This window comes from Herbaspirillum sp. 1173 (assembly GCF_031455335.1).
Classification (GTDB): domain Bacteria; phylum Pseudomonadota; class Gammaproteobacteria; order Burkholderiales; family Burkholderiaceae_D; genus Herbaspirillum; species Herbaspirillum huttiense.
In genome coordinates, this window is sequence record NZ_JAVDSP010000002.1 from 634,457 (window position 1) to 649,426 (window position 14,970).

Sequence of the window (14,970 nt, forward strand, 5' to 3'; positions counted from 1 at the left end):
GCTTGCACCGCCACACTATACGTCACTCAGGCGCACGCCCCTGCCAGGCATTCTCCAGCAAGGTCCGCAATGCCGTCCGCGCCAGCGGGCGCGGATTGGCATAGGCATTCTGCAGGGCGATGTCGGTGCAGCGATCCAGCTCCTCATGCGGCATGCCCAGCTCGCGCAGGGACAACGGTGCCTGCAGCCGGGCAGCCAATGCATGCACACCTTGCGCGGCATCGTCGGTCCCCAGGGCGCGCGCGATGCGCTGCATGGCTTCCGGTGCCGCCGGTGCGTTGTAGGCCAGCGCGTGCGGCAGGATCACGGTATGCGTCTCGGCATGCGGCAGGTTGTAGCTGCCGCCCAGCGTGTGGCACAGCTTGTGATGCAGTGACATGCCGACATTGCCCAGCACCGTGCCACACAGCCAGGCCCCATACAGACACTGGCTGCGCGCGGCCAGATCAGCGCTGCGCGCCACCAGCTGCGGCAAGCCCTCCGCCAGTGCGCGCAACCCCTCTTCGGCCAGCAGCGACATGATGGGGTTGGCATCCGGCGCATAGAGGCCTTCGGCTGCATGCGCCATGGCATTGATGCCGCTGGTCACCGACAGCTTCAGCGGCAAACCCGCGCTCAGTTCGGGATCGTAGATGACCGTGCGCGGCAGCACGCGCGCATCGCGCCCGGTCTTCTTGAGGCCGGCTTCGGTGACGCCATAGATGGGCGTCATCTCGCTGCCGGCATAGGTGGTCGGGATGGCCAGGATGGGCAGTTCGGATTCCAGTGCGATCGCCTTGCCCAATCCCATGGTGGAACCGCCGCCGATGGCGATGGCGCAGTCCGCACCGAGTCCGCGTGCGACTTCACGGGCATGGCGCGCGGTCTCGATGGGCACGTGCATGACGGCCTGGTCGAATATCCCGGCACAGCGCTCACCGATCAGGGCGGCGACGCGCTCGGCCTCGGCGCGCTGGCCGGGCGTGCACAGCACGAGGGCGCGACGCGCGCCCAGCAGGTCGGTTTCGCGCACCAGGTGCTGCAGGCTGCCGGCACCGAAGATCACACGGGCGGCGGAACTGGTATAGGTAAAACTGTTGTGGGCAGGCAGGGACATGGCAGGATCAGGTGCGCTGAGGATTGAGGATGAAATCATAGTCCAGCGTGTAGAACGGTTGCTCACAGGTGCTGCCATCGGGCGCGCGTCCGGCCTCATGGCGCGGCCAGTCGGCGATGAGCGTGGAGCGCACGCCGAAGACGGCATCGGACTCCAGATACGCGTCCCCGCGGCGGAAGACATGGGTGATCAGCGTCTCATATCCCTCGGCCTGGATGCGGAAATGCAGGTGCGCCGGCCGCCACGGATGACGGCCCAGCGTCTCCAGCATCTTGCCGACCGGTCCGTCATGCGGGATCGGATACGAATTGGCGAGGATGCTGCGGAAGTGGTAGCGTCCCTGCGCATCGGTATGCAGCGTGCCGCGCGCCTGCAACTGGTCGAGGTCGGGATACTGGACATCATAGAAACCATCCTCATCGGCTTGCCACACTTCCATCCTGGCATGCGCGACGGGCTGGCCATCGCGCCCGCGCACGCTGCCGCTGACGAAGCAGGGCTGGCCCTTGGCTCCGTTGGAGATATCCGCACCCAGCGGATAGACCGGCGAATTCTCCACGTGGAAGGGACCGAATACGGTCGCCTCGGTGCAGCCGGCGGGCTTGTGATTCTGCTGCGCCATCACCAGCGTCGACAGTCCCAGGGTATCGGACAGAAGGATGAATTCCTGGCGCTTGTCGGAACACAGCTGCCCGGTCTCGGTGAGGAAGCGGATGCCCTCGAACCATTCCTCCTCGGTCAGCTGTACCTCGCGCGCAAAGGCGTGCAGGTGCTGTACCAGGCTGGTCATGATCTGGCGCAGCCGTTCATCGGGCATGCCGGCATGGCGCGCCAGCACGGCCTGGGTGATGGTGTCTTCATTGAGATTGAGCATGGTCTCCTCGTCGCTGTTGTGTGTTGTGCGTGTGTGTTGTGATTGGACTGATTTTTCCGCTGAGCGGTAATATAGGTCTTATCTTTTCGCAGATATATGACGAAAGTGGAAAACTGTTTTCCACTTCGGCCTGCTCCCCCTCCCCGGAAAGCCCGTCCCATGGACCGCTGGAATCAATTCGAACTCTTCGTGCAGGTGGCCGAGCTGGGCAGCCTCTCGCGCGCCGCCGAGGCGCTGGGGATGTCCAATGCCGCCGCAAGCCGCAGCCTGGCCGCGCTGGAAGAACGCCTGGGCGCGCGCCTGGTGGAACGCAGCACGCGCCGGCTGGGGCTGAGCCAGGCGGGCGAGGCCTTCTATCGCCACTGCAAGGCGGCGCTCACGCAGATGAAGGAAGCCGAAGCCCTGGTCAATGCCAACAGCGTCGCCCCCGGCGGCCTGCTGCGGGTGACTTCCTCGCTGTCCTTCTGCATGAAGCACATCAGCCCGCTGCTGCCGCGCTTTCATCGTCTCTATCCGGACATCACGCTGGAGGTGGTCGCGGCCAACCGCTACGTCGACCTGCTCGACAGCGGCATCGATGTCGCCATCCGCACCCGCGAGTTCGAGCCGGATTCCAATATCGCCGTGCGCCGGCTGGGCGCCACGCGCCGCATCCTGGCGGCTTCGCCCGGCTATCTCGCCGCTCGCGGCGTGCCGCGCACGCTCGATGACCTGGCCGCGCACGACCTGCTAGTGTACAGCCACTCCAACCATCCCAACCTGCTGCACTTCACCCATCGCGATGGCCGCGAACGGCAGCTCGACATCACTGCCCTGATGCAGTCCAACGATGGCCAGATCATCCGCGCGGCAGCACTGGAAGGCCTGGGCATCCTGATCCAGCCCAACTACATCATCTATGACGACGTCGTCGCCGGCCGCCTGGTGCCAGTGCTGGACGAATGGGACCTGCCGCGCCTGACCATCAACATCGCCTACCAGGGCCGCAAGCATCTGCCGGCCCGGGTGCGCGTCTTCGTCGACTTCCTGCTGCAGCATTTCGAGGAAATGGACTATGAGCGCAAGTGGACACGATGAGCAGCGCTGCGCACGATTTTTTCCGTACACCCCACCGCCAATACCGATTGGTAAATATTAAATACCGATCAGTATCTTTTATCTTATACTGGTAGTAATCTTGTTGCCCGAGGTGTTGCTGACACCTCGTCACTGTATTGCTGATCGCCTTGCAGACTGTATTGCCAAGGCTCTCAGCGTGTACTGAAGAACACCGCCGACTGTATTGGCGGCATGCAGCGCACTGTATTGCTCGCTGACAAGACTGTGATGCCGCTTCTTGCCCATGAGGAGACCCCCGATGCCCGATGCCACCGTTCGCTCCCTTGATCTGCAACAGGGTCTGCGCCAGCAGCACCTGCGTCTGACCTGCTGCGCGCTGTTCCTGATGGCGCTGTTGACCCTCTGGCCCGGCCGCGCCGCACACGCTGCACAACCCTGGCGCGAAGCCTTGCCCGCGCAGATCCAGACCGTGGGCAGCGGCACCATGACCTGGCTGGGTTTCCGCATCTATCAGGCCACGCTGTGGGCAGCGCAGAAGCCGCTGGATGAAAGCCAGCCCTTTGCCCTGCAACTCGACTACAAGGTCAAGATCAGCCGCGACAAGCTGGCCTCCACCTCCATTGAAGAGATCCAGCGCATGAGCCCGGCCCCCATCGCCGGGCCGACGCTGGCGCGCTGGAAAAGCGAACTGAACCGCGCCTTCGTCGACGTCGCCGACGGCGACGAGCTGGTCGGTGTCTACCTGCCCCAGCGCGGCATGCGCCTGTATGACCGCGACAAGATGCTGGCCGAGATCGCCGATCCCGAACTGGCCCGCTCTTTCTTCAACATCTGGCTGGGCCAGCCCAGCCGCGATGAAAGCCTGCGCCGCCGCCTGCTCGGGGAAACGCCTTGAGCACAGCCCCGCAGCCCGCAACGCCCCCCTCCGCGCGCCTGAGCAATGCCGCCTACGGCCTGCTGGGCGCGCCGCTGGCAATGGCCGCGCTGCCGCTGTTCGTGCAGATCCCGGCTTACTACGCCAGCCATGTCGGCGTGGCCCTGGCACCGCTGGGTTGGGTGCTGTTCGCCGCGCGCCTGCTGGACATGCTGCAGGATCCCCTGTTTGGTCACTTGCTGGATCGCTCAGCGCAACGCCAGAAGCGCTGGATGGCGGCTGCCGGGGTGGTGCTTGCAGTTGCCTTCATCTGTCTCTGGAAGCCACCCTCCACGCCGCAGGCGGCCATGGTGTGGCTGGTGGCGATGCTGGTGCTGGCCTATGGCGCGCACAGCATGCTGAGCATCGCCTATCTGTCGTGGGGCTCGCGCCTGCCGGAACAAGGCATGCGCGCCGTCCCCTGGCGTGAAGGTGCGGGGCTGGCCGGCGTGATCCTGGCCAGTGTGGTGCCGGTCGGCATCCTGGCCGCCGATCCGGCGCTCGTCGATCAGCGCATCACCTGGTACTGCCTGTTCTTCGGCGCGGTCCTGGGCGTGGCGCTGCTGTTGCTGCTGCGCCAGCCGGCTCCGCCGATGATGGCGCAGGGCGAGCGCTGGGTCGTATCGCTGCGCGGGCTGTGGGCCAACCGGGCGTTTCGTTCGCTGCTGCCGCCCTATCTGCTCAATGCCCTGTCGGCCGCGATCCCGGCTACGCTGGCGCTGTTCTTCATCGAGGATCAATTGCAGGAACGTGCGCTGGCTGGCGGCTTTCTTGCAGCCTACTTCGGTGCCGCCGCATTGGGACTGCCGCTGTGGAGCGCGCTGGCACGCCGCTTCGGCACCATCGCCTGCTGGCGTCAGGCCATGCTGCTCTCCATTGCCGGCTTTGTCGGTGCGGTCCTGCTGGGGCCGGGCGACCGCTGGGCGTTTCTGCTGGTGTGCCTGGCCACCGGTGCAGCACTGGGTGCCGACCTGCTGCTGCCCCCCGTCCTGCTGGCGCGGGTGGTCACGCAGCGCGCTTCGGTGGGTGCCGCCTTCGGCATCCTGACCATGCTGGGCAAGCTGGCCCTGGCGCTGGCAGGCATCGCCCTGCCACTGCTGTCAGCGCTCGATTACCAACCCGGCCAAGGGCCCAGCAGCAGCCTGCCGCTGGTCTACGCGGCCCTGCCTTGCGTGCTGAAACTGGCGGCGTTCGTGGCGCTGGGGCGCTATGGCCGTCAGCACGCTGCCTGAGCGATTTTCCGTTCGCAGATCATGAAGAAAAAGACCGACACGCACGCCACTCCCGCCTCCACCCTGCGCCTGATCCTGGGCGACCAGTTGAATGCGCAGCATTCCTGGTTCGACCACGCCGATCCTGAGGTGGTCTATCTGCTCATGGAAGTGCGTTCCGAAACCGACTACGTGCTGCATCACGCGCAAAAGATCCTGGCCATCTTCGCGGCCATGCGGGCCTTCGGCGAGCAGTTGCGCGCGGCCGGACACCGGGTGCGCTATGTCCGTCTGGATGATCCCAGCAACCGCCAGTCGCTGGTGGACAATCTCGATGCCCTGGCCGCGCACTACCAGGCCAGCCGCGTTGAATGGCAGGCACCGGATGAATGGCGCGTCGACCAGGCCCTGCAGCAATGGGGCGACACCTGGGCGCAGGCCCATCAGGGCCAGACCGCCGTGGTCGACAGTGAACACTTCCTCACTGCGCGCAATGAATTGCCGCGCCTCTTTGAAGGCCGCAAGCAATGGCTGATGGAGCATTTCTATCGTCAGATGCGCCGCCGCTTCGAACTGCTGCTCGATGCCGACGGCAAGCCCGAAGGCGGCCAATGGAATTTCGACCACGACAATCGCAAGCGCTGGCCCGGCAATCCGCCCGAGCCCCGGGATTGGCGCCAGCCGCACGACCATGGCGCCCTGTGGGAGATGCTGCAGGCACAAGGTGTGCGCAGCTTCGGCGAGCCCCAGGCCACGCAGCTGCCCTGGCCGCTGGACCGTACCGAAGCCCTGCAGCACCTGGATCACTTCATCACCACCGTGCTGCCGCACTTCGGCGACTATGAAGACGCTATGAGCAGCAAGGCCCGGCGCCTGTTTCACTCGCTGCTGTCCTTCGCGCTCAATGTGAAGATGCTGCATCCGCTGGAAGTGGTGCGCCGCGCCGAGGAGGCCTGGCGGGAGGGCAAAGCGCCGCTGGCGGCGGTGGAAGGTTTCATTCGCCAGATCATCGGCTGGCGTGAATATGTGCGTGGCATCTACTGGTCGCAGATGCCCGGCTATGACGAGCGCAACGCACTGGCGCACCGCCTGCCGCTACCAGCCTGGTTCTGGACCGGACAAACCCGCATGAACTGCCTGCGCCACGCCATCGGCCAGTCGCTGGAGACGGCCCATGCGCATCACATCCAGCGCCTGATGGTGATCGGCAATTTCGCCCTGCTGGCCGGGCTCGATCCCAAGGAACTGCACCATTGGTACCTGGGCATCTACATCGATGCCTTCGAGTGGGTGGAACTGCCCAACACCCTCGGCATGAGCCAGTGGGCCGATGGCGGCATCATCGCCACCAAACCGTATGTCAGCAGCGCCGCCTACATCGGCCGCATGAGCGATTATTGCCAGGGCTGCGCCTACGATCCCAAGCAGAAAACCGGCGCCGACGCCTGCCCCTTCAATGCCCTGTACTGGGATTTCTTCCTGCGCCATCAATCCACCTTCGGCAACAACCCGCGCATGGGCATGGCCTATCAGCAGATCAAAAAAATGCAGCCCGACGAGGTCCAGGCCCTGCAACAACGCGCGGCCGACCTGCGCAGCCAGCTCGATACCCTCTGAAACCGCAGCGGCAGGCGCTCCCAGCGCGCGATAATTGCTGCCGGCTGCGGTAAACGCAGGCAAAATACACAAAATCTGACGAACTCACGAAATTCTCTGCATAATGGGCCGTCAAAGGCTTGCCCATGGGCAGCACTGTTGCTTTTCGTCGAAAAACGATTATACCGAATTCAAATTCTATCTAATGAATTTGATTTATTTGTGTAAAATACCGATAATGAATTTATGAAAACCGCAAAGACAACCAGCTCCGAGGTGTGCACCACGCAGGAAGCGGCGCACATCCTGGGCATCTCGGTGTCCTCCGTCCAGCAGTTGGTGGAGGCCGGCATCATTGAGGCCTGGAAGACCAAGGGCGGGCACCGCCGCATTCCGCTGGCGGCGGTGCATGCCTACAAGTCCACGCCGGGCTCCTCGTCGTCCGGCGAGACGGCCGAGCACGGACGCAGCAGTCCGGCAGCGCGTCCCGGCAACGGCCGCACCGCCGTGCTGGTGATCGAGGACAACCGCCTGCAGCGCGAGCTGTATGCCGGTGCCCTCGGCTCTTGGGGCTTGCCGCTGGATCTGGTGTATTGCGACAACGGTTACAAGGCGCTGCTGGAGATCGCGCGCAGCAAACCCGACGTGGTGCTGGCCGATATCGTGATGGAAGGCATGGATGGCTACGAAGTGGTCAAGACCATCCTCCACGATCCGGAGCTGCAGGATGTGAGCATTGCCATCGTCAGCAGCCTGGATGCGGAAGAGATGGCCATGCGCGGCGGTATTCCGGCCGGGGTGGTGTTCTTCCCCAAACCGGTCAATTTTGATGAATTGCGCGGTTACATGCGGGCCTGCTGTGCCCGCAGGGAGCGCGAGACCCGCTAAGGGATCAACCAGGAAAGGCCAGCAGTGCCATGGATGACCGGAAACACCCCCCTCTCCCCCTCCGGTTCGCGCGCATCGACCTGCGCCTGGCCCTGGGCCTGTTTTCGCTGTTGCTGATCTGCGGTCTCTGGCTGGGGGCGTTCAAGGAACTCAACGCCAGCCGCGAGAACCATCTGCAGGATGCCCGCCGCGATGCCCAGTCGCTGTCGCGGCTGTTCCTCGAACATGCCTACCGCACCATCGAGGCCGCCGACCAGGCCGCGCTCTATCTGCGCTATCGCTATGCAGAGCGCGGCCAGTCGCTGGACCTGGCTACCGAGATCTCCAACGGCCTGGTGGCCCGCAATGTCTACAACCTCTTCACCATCGTCGATGCCAAGGGTGACGTGGTGCTCTCCAGCAAGCCCTTCACTCCGCTCAACCTGGCCGACCGCGAGCACGTACAGGTGCACATGCAGGGTGGCGAAGACAAGCTGTTCATCAGCAAGCCGGTGCTCGGGCGCGTCTCCAAGAAATGGTCGCTGCAGCTGACCCGCCGCATCAACCGTCCTGACGGCGGCTTTGGCGGCGTGATCGTGGTCTCCATTGATCCCCAGTATTTCACCAGCCTCTACCACCAGATTGATGTGGGCCGCCATGGTGTCATCACTCTCGTCGGCACCGACGGCGTGGCGCGCGTGCGCCGCACCGGCGACCTCGATGCCATGGGCGAGCAGGTCAGCGGCGGCAAGGTCTACAACGCCATGCTGGCGCAGGGCAGCGGCGTGATCGAAGCGGCCAGCCGCATCGATGGCCGCGAGCGCATCTATGCCTTCCACAAGCTGCGCGACTATCCGCTCTATGCCTCTGTCGGCATGGATATCGAGGAGCGTCTGGCCCCTTATTACCGTGAGCGCAACCGGACCCTGACGCAGGCGTCGCTGATCACGCTGGCCGTGCTGATCTTCAATACCGCACTGATCTGGATGGCCGGCTCGCTGGTCCGGAGCCGCCAGGAAGCCATGCAGGCCAGCCACGCCAAGTCGCGCTTCCTGTCCAACATGTCGCATGAATTCCGTACCCCGCTCAACGGCGTGCTGGGCTATTCGGATGCGCTGCGTGAGGAACTGGGCGAGTCGCCGCTGGCGCAATACGCCACCGCCATCCATGACAGCGGCAACCGCCTGCTGGAACTGGTCGAGTCCATCCTCGAAGTGACCGCCCTGGAAGACCGCCGCGTGGCCGTGCATCGGGAACCGGAGAACATCCGCGAACTGGTCAGCCAGGCCATCGCCCGCCATTATCAGGCGGCCCAGACCAAGGGCCTGCAGCTGGAATGCCGTATCAGCGACGACGTCCCGCAGATCATCGTATGCGACCAGCGCAAGGTTCTGCGCGTGCTGGAAAACCTGATCGGCAATGCCGTGCGCTATACCGACACCGGGCGCGTGCTGGTCGAAGTTGACCGCAGCAGCGACCAGCTGGCGATCCGCATCAAGGACACCGGCATCGGCATTCCCGCCGGGCAACTCGATACCATCTTCGAGAAGTTCACCCAGGCCGATGACAGTGAGCGCCGCGCCAAGGACGGCGCGGGCCTCGGGCTGACCATCGCGCAACGGCTGGTGACGCTCATGGGGGGCCAACTCATGTTACAGTCCAAACAACATCAAGGATCGACGTTCAGCTTCACATTGCCGCTGCAAGAGCCGAAGTAAATCGGCCGCCAAGCCATGAGAACAGAGGGGATTACCGTGCAACTGGGCCAGTCACTGACCGATTATCACCACATCGACCCGAGCCAACTGCTGGAAGCGGTGGGCGGGGACACCGGCACCGTCGCCTCACTGGCGCGCACCTTCGCCGACAGCGCGCCGGCCATCTTTGCCCGGCTGGAACAGGCCGCCCGGGATGGCAATGCCGAGCGCAGCCGGCACGAAAGCCATAGCCTCAAAGGCATGAGTGCCATGTTTCAGGCTCAGGTACTGACGATGCTGCTGCAGCAGACCGAACAGGCCGCCCGCAACGGCCAGACGCCGCGTCCGGAAGAACTGGCGCAATTGCAGGCCAGCTTCGCGCTGGTGCTGGATGAAATCGGGCGCTGCGCGCGTTCCCTCCCCCAGTCCTGACCTGCACGGGCGCATCTTCCCTGCCCGCCCTGCCCATGACGCCATCCACGCCCGCTCCCGGCTCGCCGCCCGCACCGCCGCGCATCCGCAAATCCGCCGTCACGCTCGGTGCCCTGCTGTTGGGGCTGCTGGCGGCGACCGTCTTCATTTCCGGCAGCCTGCTGTACCGCGCCAGCCTCAACGACTGGCGCAACGACCTGGCCACGCTGTCCACGGTGCTGGCCGAAAGCACCGCCCAGACCATCTCCTCGGCCCGGCTGGTACTGGATAGCATCCAGTCCGATATCGAAGCCGCCAACGTCAGCGATGACGCCCAGCTGCGCGAACATGTCAGCACGCCCGAGTACTCCCGGACCATGCGCGAAAAGATCCGCGGCCTGCCCTTCATCTCGGGCATCGGCATCAGCAATGCGCAGGGCCGCATCATCAGCCTGTCCCGCGTATTTCCGCCGCCACCGCTGGACCTCACCGACCGCGACTACTTCTTTCATCACAGCCAGAATGCCTCGACCGAGGATTTCCTGAGCGAAACGGTCAATTCGCGCGCGGCCGGGGTGCCGACCTTCTATCTCACCCGCCGCATCAATGATCGCCAGGGCCGCATGCTGGCCATCGTGGTGGTGGCGCTGCCCTGCTCGTTCTTTGAAGATTTCTTCAATGCCGTGACCAAGGACAAGCCTTTCTCCATCTTGCTGGCGCGCGGGGACGAGAAACCCCTGATCGCCACCGCCCTGGTGCACGACACCACCGTGCGGCGCGACATCAAGCCGCTGGCCGACCTGCACCTGCCGCGCCCTCCGGGCACCGACGCCAAGCAACCCTATTACTTCATGCAAGCCCATTGGCTGGGCATCCACCGGCCGGTGCGCAATGCGCCGATGTATCTGGAAATCGGTGTGACCGACAAGGTCTATTTCAGCGAATGGCTGGAATCGATGTATCCCTTGATGCTGGTGGCTGCCATCAGCCTGGTCGGCCTCATCGGCGGCTTCGGCGTGGCCCTGCGCCAAGTCCGGCGGCGCGAACAGGATGCGCAGCTGGCCCTGGAACTGAAGGAAGAAGCGGACCATGCCAACGAGGCCAAATCGCGTTTCCTGGCCATGGTCAGCCATGAAATCCGCACCCCGATGAACGGCATCCTGGGCTTGTCCGAACTGCTGATGGAGTCGGGCCTGTCGAGCAAACAGCAGCACTATGCCGACAGCATCCACAACGCCACCGGCGGACTGGTGCGCATCATCAACGATATCCTCGATTTTTCCAAGATCGAATCCGGCAAGCTCGATCTGGAGGGCGTGGCCTTCCACCCGGCGCGGCTGGTGCGTGAGGTGGCCGAACTGTACCGGCCCTCGATCCACAACAAGGACGTGCAGCTGGATGTGCGCATCGATTGCGACGATGCGCTCTGCCTGGTCGGCGACCCCTCGCGCCTGAAGCAGGTGCTGGGCAACCTGCTGAGCAATGCCATCAAATTCACTCAGGCCGGCTATGTGCGGCTGAGCATGTCGGCGCAACGTGAAGAGGAAAGTCCGGAGCGCTGGCGGCTCTTCTTCGCCATCGCCGACAGCGGCATCGGCATTGCCCCGGAAGCGCTGGCCCAGCTGTTCCAGCCCTTCACCCAGGCCGACACCTCGATTTCGCGCCGCTTCGGCGGCACCGGGCTGGGCCTGGCCATCAGCAAGAATCTGGTGGAACTGATGGGCGGCAAGATCGCCTGCCAGAGCGTGCCGGGCCAGTCCACCAAATTCAGTTTCGACATCCTCTGCCCGGAAGGGGTGGCTGCAGCCCGCCCGGACGCGGCCCCGGAGACGGTAATGAAGAATAAGGCTTCACTTGCCCCGGAAGCCCCCGCCAGCGCCGCCTCCTTCCCGCCAGCGCCTCCCGCGCAGCTGCCCCCGCTGTCGGCGCTGACGCCGCCGCCTGCGCCTGCGCCTGCAGGTGCAGCTTCGCCCCTTACCGGGGCGCGCATCCTCGTGGCCGAAGATACCGAAATCAACCGCCAGTTACTGCGCATCCTGCTGGCGCGCCGCGGCTGCATCCTGAAAGAGGTGGAAAACGGCCAGATGGCCCTGGATGCCCTCCGCAGTGCCAGCTATGACCTGGTGCTGATGGATTGCATGATGCCCATCATGGACGGCTACCAGGCCACCGCCGAAATCCGCGCCTTTGAACAGGCCAACGGCCGCCCGCGCACGCCCATCATCGCCCTGACCGCCAGCGCCATCGAAGGCGACCGCCAGCGTTGCCTCGACGCCGGCATGGACGACTACCTCAGCAAACCCTTCACCCAGGTCGGGCTGATGAATGCCGTCGAAAAGTGGCTGCAGAAAGCATGAAAACGCCAAATTTCCTCAGGATTCAGGAAAATCCTTAAGGAAATAAAACAACTGCTTAAATTGTTTTATTTGATTTATTTGTTTGGCCGTCCTATGATGGTTCCTGAGCGCACATCACTATTCCAAATACAGCGCATTGATCAGGAGTGTCATCATGAAATGGTTCTACGATCTGAAGATCGCCCACAAGCTCAACGCCGGTTTCCTGGTGGTGTTGGTGTTCATTGTGGGCCTGGGGGGCTTCTCGCTGATCCAGCTTGAGCAAGTCAACAAGAGTTCTGCCGAACTGGCGCGTGACTGGTTGCCCAGCATCGACAGCCTGTCCAAGATCAGCCTGGCGCTGGCTCGTTCGCGCAGCTTCGACATGCAGCAGGTGCTGACCGACGACAAGAAGGAAGAACAGGCGGCGCGCGAACGCGGCAACAAGCAGATGGCGCTCCTCGAAAAGGAAATGGCGCGCTATGCCACTCTGGTCTCGGACCCGCGCGAAAAGGAGCTGCAACCCGAAATCGGGCGCAACATCGCCGCCTACAAGGCCGCCCACGAGCGCATGGAAAAGCTGTTCATTGATGGCCAGAAGCAGGCAGCCTATACCGTTCTCACTGCCGACTCCACGCCCGTCTATCGCAAGCTGCAGGACATGATCAATGAACTGACCGAGGTCAACGCCAAAGGCGCTGCGGCCTCCGAACTGGCAGCGGGCAAGGTGTACGAGCAAGCGCGCATGGCCATCTTCGTACTGATCGCCGCCTGCGTGGTGCTGGCCCTGACCTTGTCCTGGTGGATTGCCCGTCTGGTCTCGCGTCCGCTGACCCAGGCCGTTTCGATTGCCCGCCAGGTGGCCGAAGGCGACCTCACCGCCCGCATCCCCGCCGACGGCGGCCGCGACGAAACCGCCCAGTTGATGGCCGCCCTGAAACAGATGAACGACAACCTGCTCAACATCGTGCAGGAAGTCCGCACCGGCACCGACACCATCAGCACCGCCTCGGCCGAAATCGCCACCGGCAACATGGACTTGTCCTCCCGAACCGAACAACAGGCCGGTGCCCTCGAAGAAACCGCGTCGGCAATGGAAGAACTGACTTCCACCGTGCGCCAGAACTCCGACAATGCCCGCCAGGCCAACCAATTGGCGGTCTCTGCCTCGGAGGTGGCCGAAGCCGGAGGCCAAGTAGTGGGCAAGGTTGTTCACACCATGGATGCCATCAATGAATCGTCGCGCAGAATCGCCGACATCATCGGCGTCATCGACGGGATCGCCTTCCAGACCAACATCCTGGCCCTGAACGCCGCCGTGGAAGCGGCCCGTGCCGGGGAGCAGGGACGCGGCTTCGCGGTGGTCGCCTCGGAAGTGCGGTCGCTGGCCCAGCGCAGCGCTTCGGCCGCCCATGAAATCAAGGCCCTGATCGACGATTCGGTGGCGAAGGTCGATACCGGCACCAAGCTGGTCGGCGAAGCCGGCCAGACCATGAACGAGGTGGTGGCCAGCGTCAAGCGCGTCTCCGACATCGTGGCCGAGATCACCGCCGCCGGGGCCGAGCAGAGCCAGGGCATCGAGCAGATCAACAATGCGGTGGTGCAGATGGATGAAAACACCCAGCAGAACGCCGCCCTGGTGGAACAGGCTGCCGCCGCCGCCAAGGCGCTGCAGGAACAGGCAGCGCGCCTGAGCCAGACGGTGGGTGTGTTCCGCCTTGATGCCAGCGACGTTCCGGCCACGGTGCATGCCAAGCCTGCCAAGCCGGCGATGGCCGCCGCCGCGGCGCGCAACATCACTCCGGCCCGTCCGGCAGTGGCCGCACCGCGTGCCAGAAGCCTGGGCCAGACTGCACCGGCGACACGCCCGGTCACACCGGCCAAAAGCCAACACGACAGCGCCGACAACGGCGACTGGGAACAATTCTGAAGACCCGAGGACGACATGGACGCCTTTCAAAAAGAAATCGACGAACGCACCAACCTGACCTCCAGCAACAAGTTCGAACTGCTGCTGTTCCGCCTCGGCAACCCGGAAGGGACCACCGACAAGCCGGGCGAGCTGTATGGCATCAACGTCTTCAAGATCCGCGAGATCGTCCCGATGATGGACATCACCGCCGCCGCCGGCATGCGCTCCCCGATGCTGGGCATGGTCAACATCCGCGGCCAGGTGATGTCGGTGGTGGACCTGCCGGCAGTGGCCGGCTGCAAGCCGGGCCATGGACTGAACATCCTGCTCATCACCGAGTTCGCCCGGCACACCCAGGCTTTCGCGGTGGAATCGGTGGAAGAGATCGTGCGCCTGGACTGGAGCCAGGTCCTGCCGGCCGACTCCAATGCCTCCGGCAACGTGGTCACCAGCATCGCCCGCCTCGACTCGGCCCAGGATGGTGGCCGCCTGGTGCAGGTGCTGGACGTGGAACAGATCCTCAACATGGTCTCGCCGGTCAAGGAACAGATGCAGCCGCCGACGCCGGGCAGCAACGAGTTGAAGATCAAGCCCGGATCGGTCGTACTGGCCGCCGACGATTCACGCATGGCACGCGCCCTCATCGAGCAGTGCCTGACCGATCTCAAGCTGCCCTACGTGATGACCACCGACGGCCTGCAAGCCTGGAAGAAACTGCAGGAGCTGGCCCGCGAAGCGGAACAGGAACACAAGCCGCTCACCGACAAGGTCGCCATGGTGCTGACCGACCTCGAAATGCCGGAGATGGATGGCTTCACCCTGACCCGCAAGATCAAGGCCTCGGACCTCTACAAACAATTGCCGGTGGTGATCCATTCTTCACTGACCGGTGCCGCCAACGAAGACCATGTGCGTTCGGTGGGCGCCAATGGTTATGTCGCCAAGTTTTCCCCGCCTGAACTGGCAGCAATGCTGCGCAAGGTGCTGCCCCCCTGACG

Annotated in this window: 12 protein-coding genes; 10 read left to right on the forward strand and 2 right to left on the reverse strand. The window is 64.0% G+C overall.

What is annotated here, in order from left to right:
• Positions 1-22: 22 nt before the first annotated feature.
• Positions 23-1,096, reverse strand: a complete 1,074-nt coding sequence (locus J2X56_RS10920; RefSeq protein ID WP_310160192.1) for a maleylacetate reductase — start codon at positions 1,094-1,096, stop codon at positions 23-25.
• A 7-nt stretch (positions 1,097-1,103) separates the two neighbouring features.
• Positions 1,104-1,970: an intradiol ring-cleavage dioxygenase gene (locus tag J2X56_RS10925; RefSeq protein WP_121043593.1), complete on the reverse strand. Its 867-nt coding sequence runs from the start codon at positions 1,968-1,970 to the stop codon at positions 1,104-1,106.
• Positions 1,971-2,129: 159 nt separating this feature from the next.
• Here J2X56_RS10925 and J2X56_RS10930 point away from each other — a divergent pair, with 159 nt between their 5' ends.
• From J2X56_RS10930 to J2X56_RS10975, 10 genes are all read left to right on the forward strand, one after another.
• On the forward strand, positions 2,130-3,047 hold the full coding sequence (locus J2X56_RS10930; RefSeq protein ID WP_310160194.1) for a LysR substrate-binding domain-containing protein: 918 nt from the start codon (positions 2,130-2,132) through the stop codon (positions 3,045-3,047).
• A gap of 280 nt (positions 3,048-3,327) precedes the next feature.
• Complete coding sequence (locus tag J2X56_RS10935) at positions 3,328-3,924, forward strand: chalcone isomerase family protein (protein WP_134136646.1); 597 nt, start codon at positions 3,328-3,330, stop codon at positions 3,922-3,924.
• Positions 3,921-5,174 carry an MFS transporter gene (locus tag J2X56_RS10940; protein ID WP_227022741.1) on the forward strand — a complete coding sequence of 418 codons (1,254 nt, stop codon included), beginning with the start codon at positions 3,921-3,923 and terminating at the stop codon, positions 5,172-5,174. Before J2X56_RS10935 ends, J2X56_RS10940 begins: the two co-directional genes overlap by 4 nt.
• Positions 5,175-5,195: 21 nt before the next feature.
• Positions 5,196-6,770, forward strand: a complete 1,575-nt coding sequence (locus J2X56_RS10945; protein WP_310160201.1) for a cryptochrome/photolyase family protein — start codon at positions 5,196-5,198, stop codon at positions 6,768-6,770.
• A 225-nt stretch (positions 6,771-6,995) separates the two neighbouring features.
• Positions 6,996-7,637 (forward strand): response regulator, encoded by a 642-nt coding sequence (locus J2X56_RS10950; protein ID WP_134136643.1) that lies wholly within the window; start codon positions 6,996-6,998, stop codon positions 7,635-7,637.
• A 29-nt stretch (positions 7,638-7,666) separates the two neighbouring features.
• Positions 7,667-9,334, forward strand: coding sequence for an ATP-binding protein (locus J2X56_RS10955; RefSeq protein ID WP_199725103.1), 1,668 nt, complete (start codon positions 7,667-7,669; stop codon positions 9,332-9,334).
• 15 nt (positions 9,335-9,349) lie between these two features.
• Positions 9,350-9,745 carry an Hpt domain-containing protein gene (locus J2X56_RS10960; RefSeq protein ID WP_134223207.1) on the forward strand — a complete coding sequence of 132 codons (396 nt, stop codon included), beginning with the start codon at positions 9,350-9,352 and terminating at the stop codon, positions 9,743-9,745.
• 35 nt (positions 9,746-9,780) lie between these two features.
• Positions 9,781-12,081, forward strand: coding sequence for an ATP-binding protein (locus J2X56_RS10965; protein WP_310160206.1), 2,301 nt, complete (start codon positions 9,781-9,783; stop codon positions 12,079-12,081).
• Between the two features lie 154 nt (positions 12,082-12,235).
• Positions 12,236-13,990, forward strand: a complete 1,755-nt coding sequence (locus J2X56_RS10970; protein ID WP_121043610.1) for a methyl-accepting chemotaxis protein — start codon at positions 12,236-12,238, stop codon at positions 13,988-13,990.
• A 15-nt stretch (positions 13,991-14,005) separates the two neighbouring features.
• Positions 14,006-14,968, forward strand: a complete 963-nt coding sequence (locus J2X56_RS10975) for a chemotaxis protein (protein WP_121043612.1) — start codon at positions 14,006-14,008, stop codon at positions 14,966-14,968.
• Positions 14,969-14,970 lie beyond the last annotated feature (2 nt).

What these genes read in the sequence shown, in the direction of transcription:
- J2X56_RS10975 (WP_121043612.1), top strand. Translation starts at nt 14,006, where the DNA reads ATGGACGCCTTTCAAAAAGAAATCGACGAACGCACCAACCTGACCTCC.
- J2X56_RS10950 (WP_134136643.1), top strand. Translation starts at nt 6,996, where the DNA reads ATGAAAACCGCAAAGACAACCAGCTCCGAGGTGTGCACCACGCAGGAA.
- J2X56_RS10965 (WP_310160206.1), top strand. Translation starts at nt 9,781, where the DNA reads ATGACGCCATCCACGCCCGCTCCCGGCTCGCCGCCCGCACCGCCGCGC.
- J2X56_RS10925 (WP_121043593.1), bottom strand. Translation starts at nt 1,970, where the DNA reads ATGCTCAATCTCAATGAAGACACCATCACCCAGGCCGTGCTGGCGCGC.
- J2X56_RS10935 (WP_134136646.1), top strand. Translation starts at nt 3,328, where the DNA reads ATGCCCGATGCCACCGTTCGCTCCCTTGATCTGCAACAGGGTCTGCGC.
- J2X56_RS10955 (WP_199725103.1), top strand. Translation starts at nt 7,667, where the DNA reads ATGGATGACCGGAAACACCCCCCTCTCCCCCTCCGGTTCGCGCGCATC.
- J2X56_RS10920 (WP_310160192.1), bottom strand. Translation starts at nt 1,096, where the DNA reads ATGTCCCTGCCTGCCCACAACAGTTTTACCTATACCAGTTCCGCCGCC.
- J2X56_RS10930 (WP_310160194.1), top strand. Translation starts at nt 2,130, where the DNA reads ATGGACCGCTGGAATCAATTCGAACTCTTCGTGCAGGTGGCCGAGCTG.
- J2X56_RS10970 (WP_121043610.1), top strand. Translation starts at nt 12,236, where the DNA reads ATGAAATGGTTCTACGATCTGAAGATCGCCCACAAGCTCAACGCCGGT.
- J2X56_RS10960 (WP_134223207.1), top strand. Translation starts at nt 9,350, where the DNA reads ATGAGAACAGAGGGGATTACCGTGCAACTGGGCCAGTCACTGACCGAT.
- J2X56_RS10945 (WP_310160201.1), top strand. Translation starts at nt 5,196, where the DNA reads ATGAAGAAAAAGACCGACACGCACGCCACTCCCGCCTCCACCCTGCGC.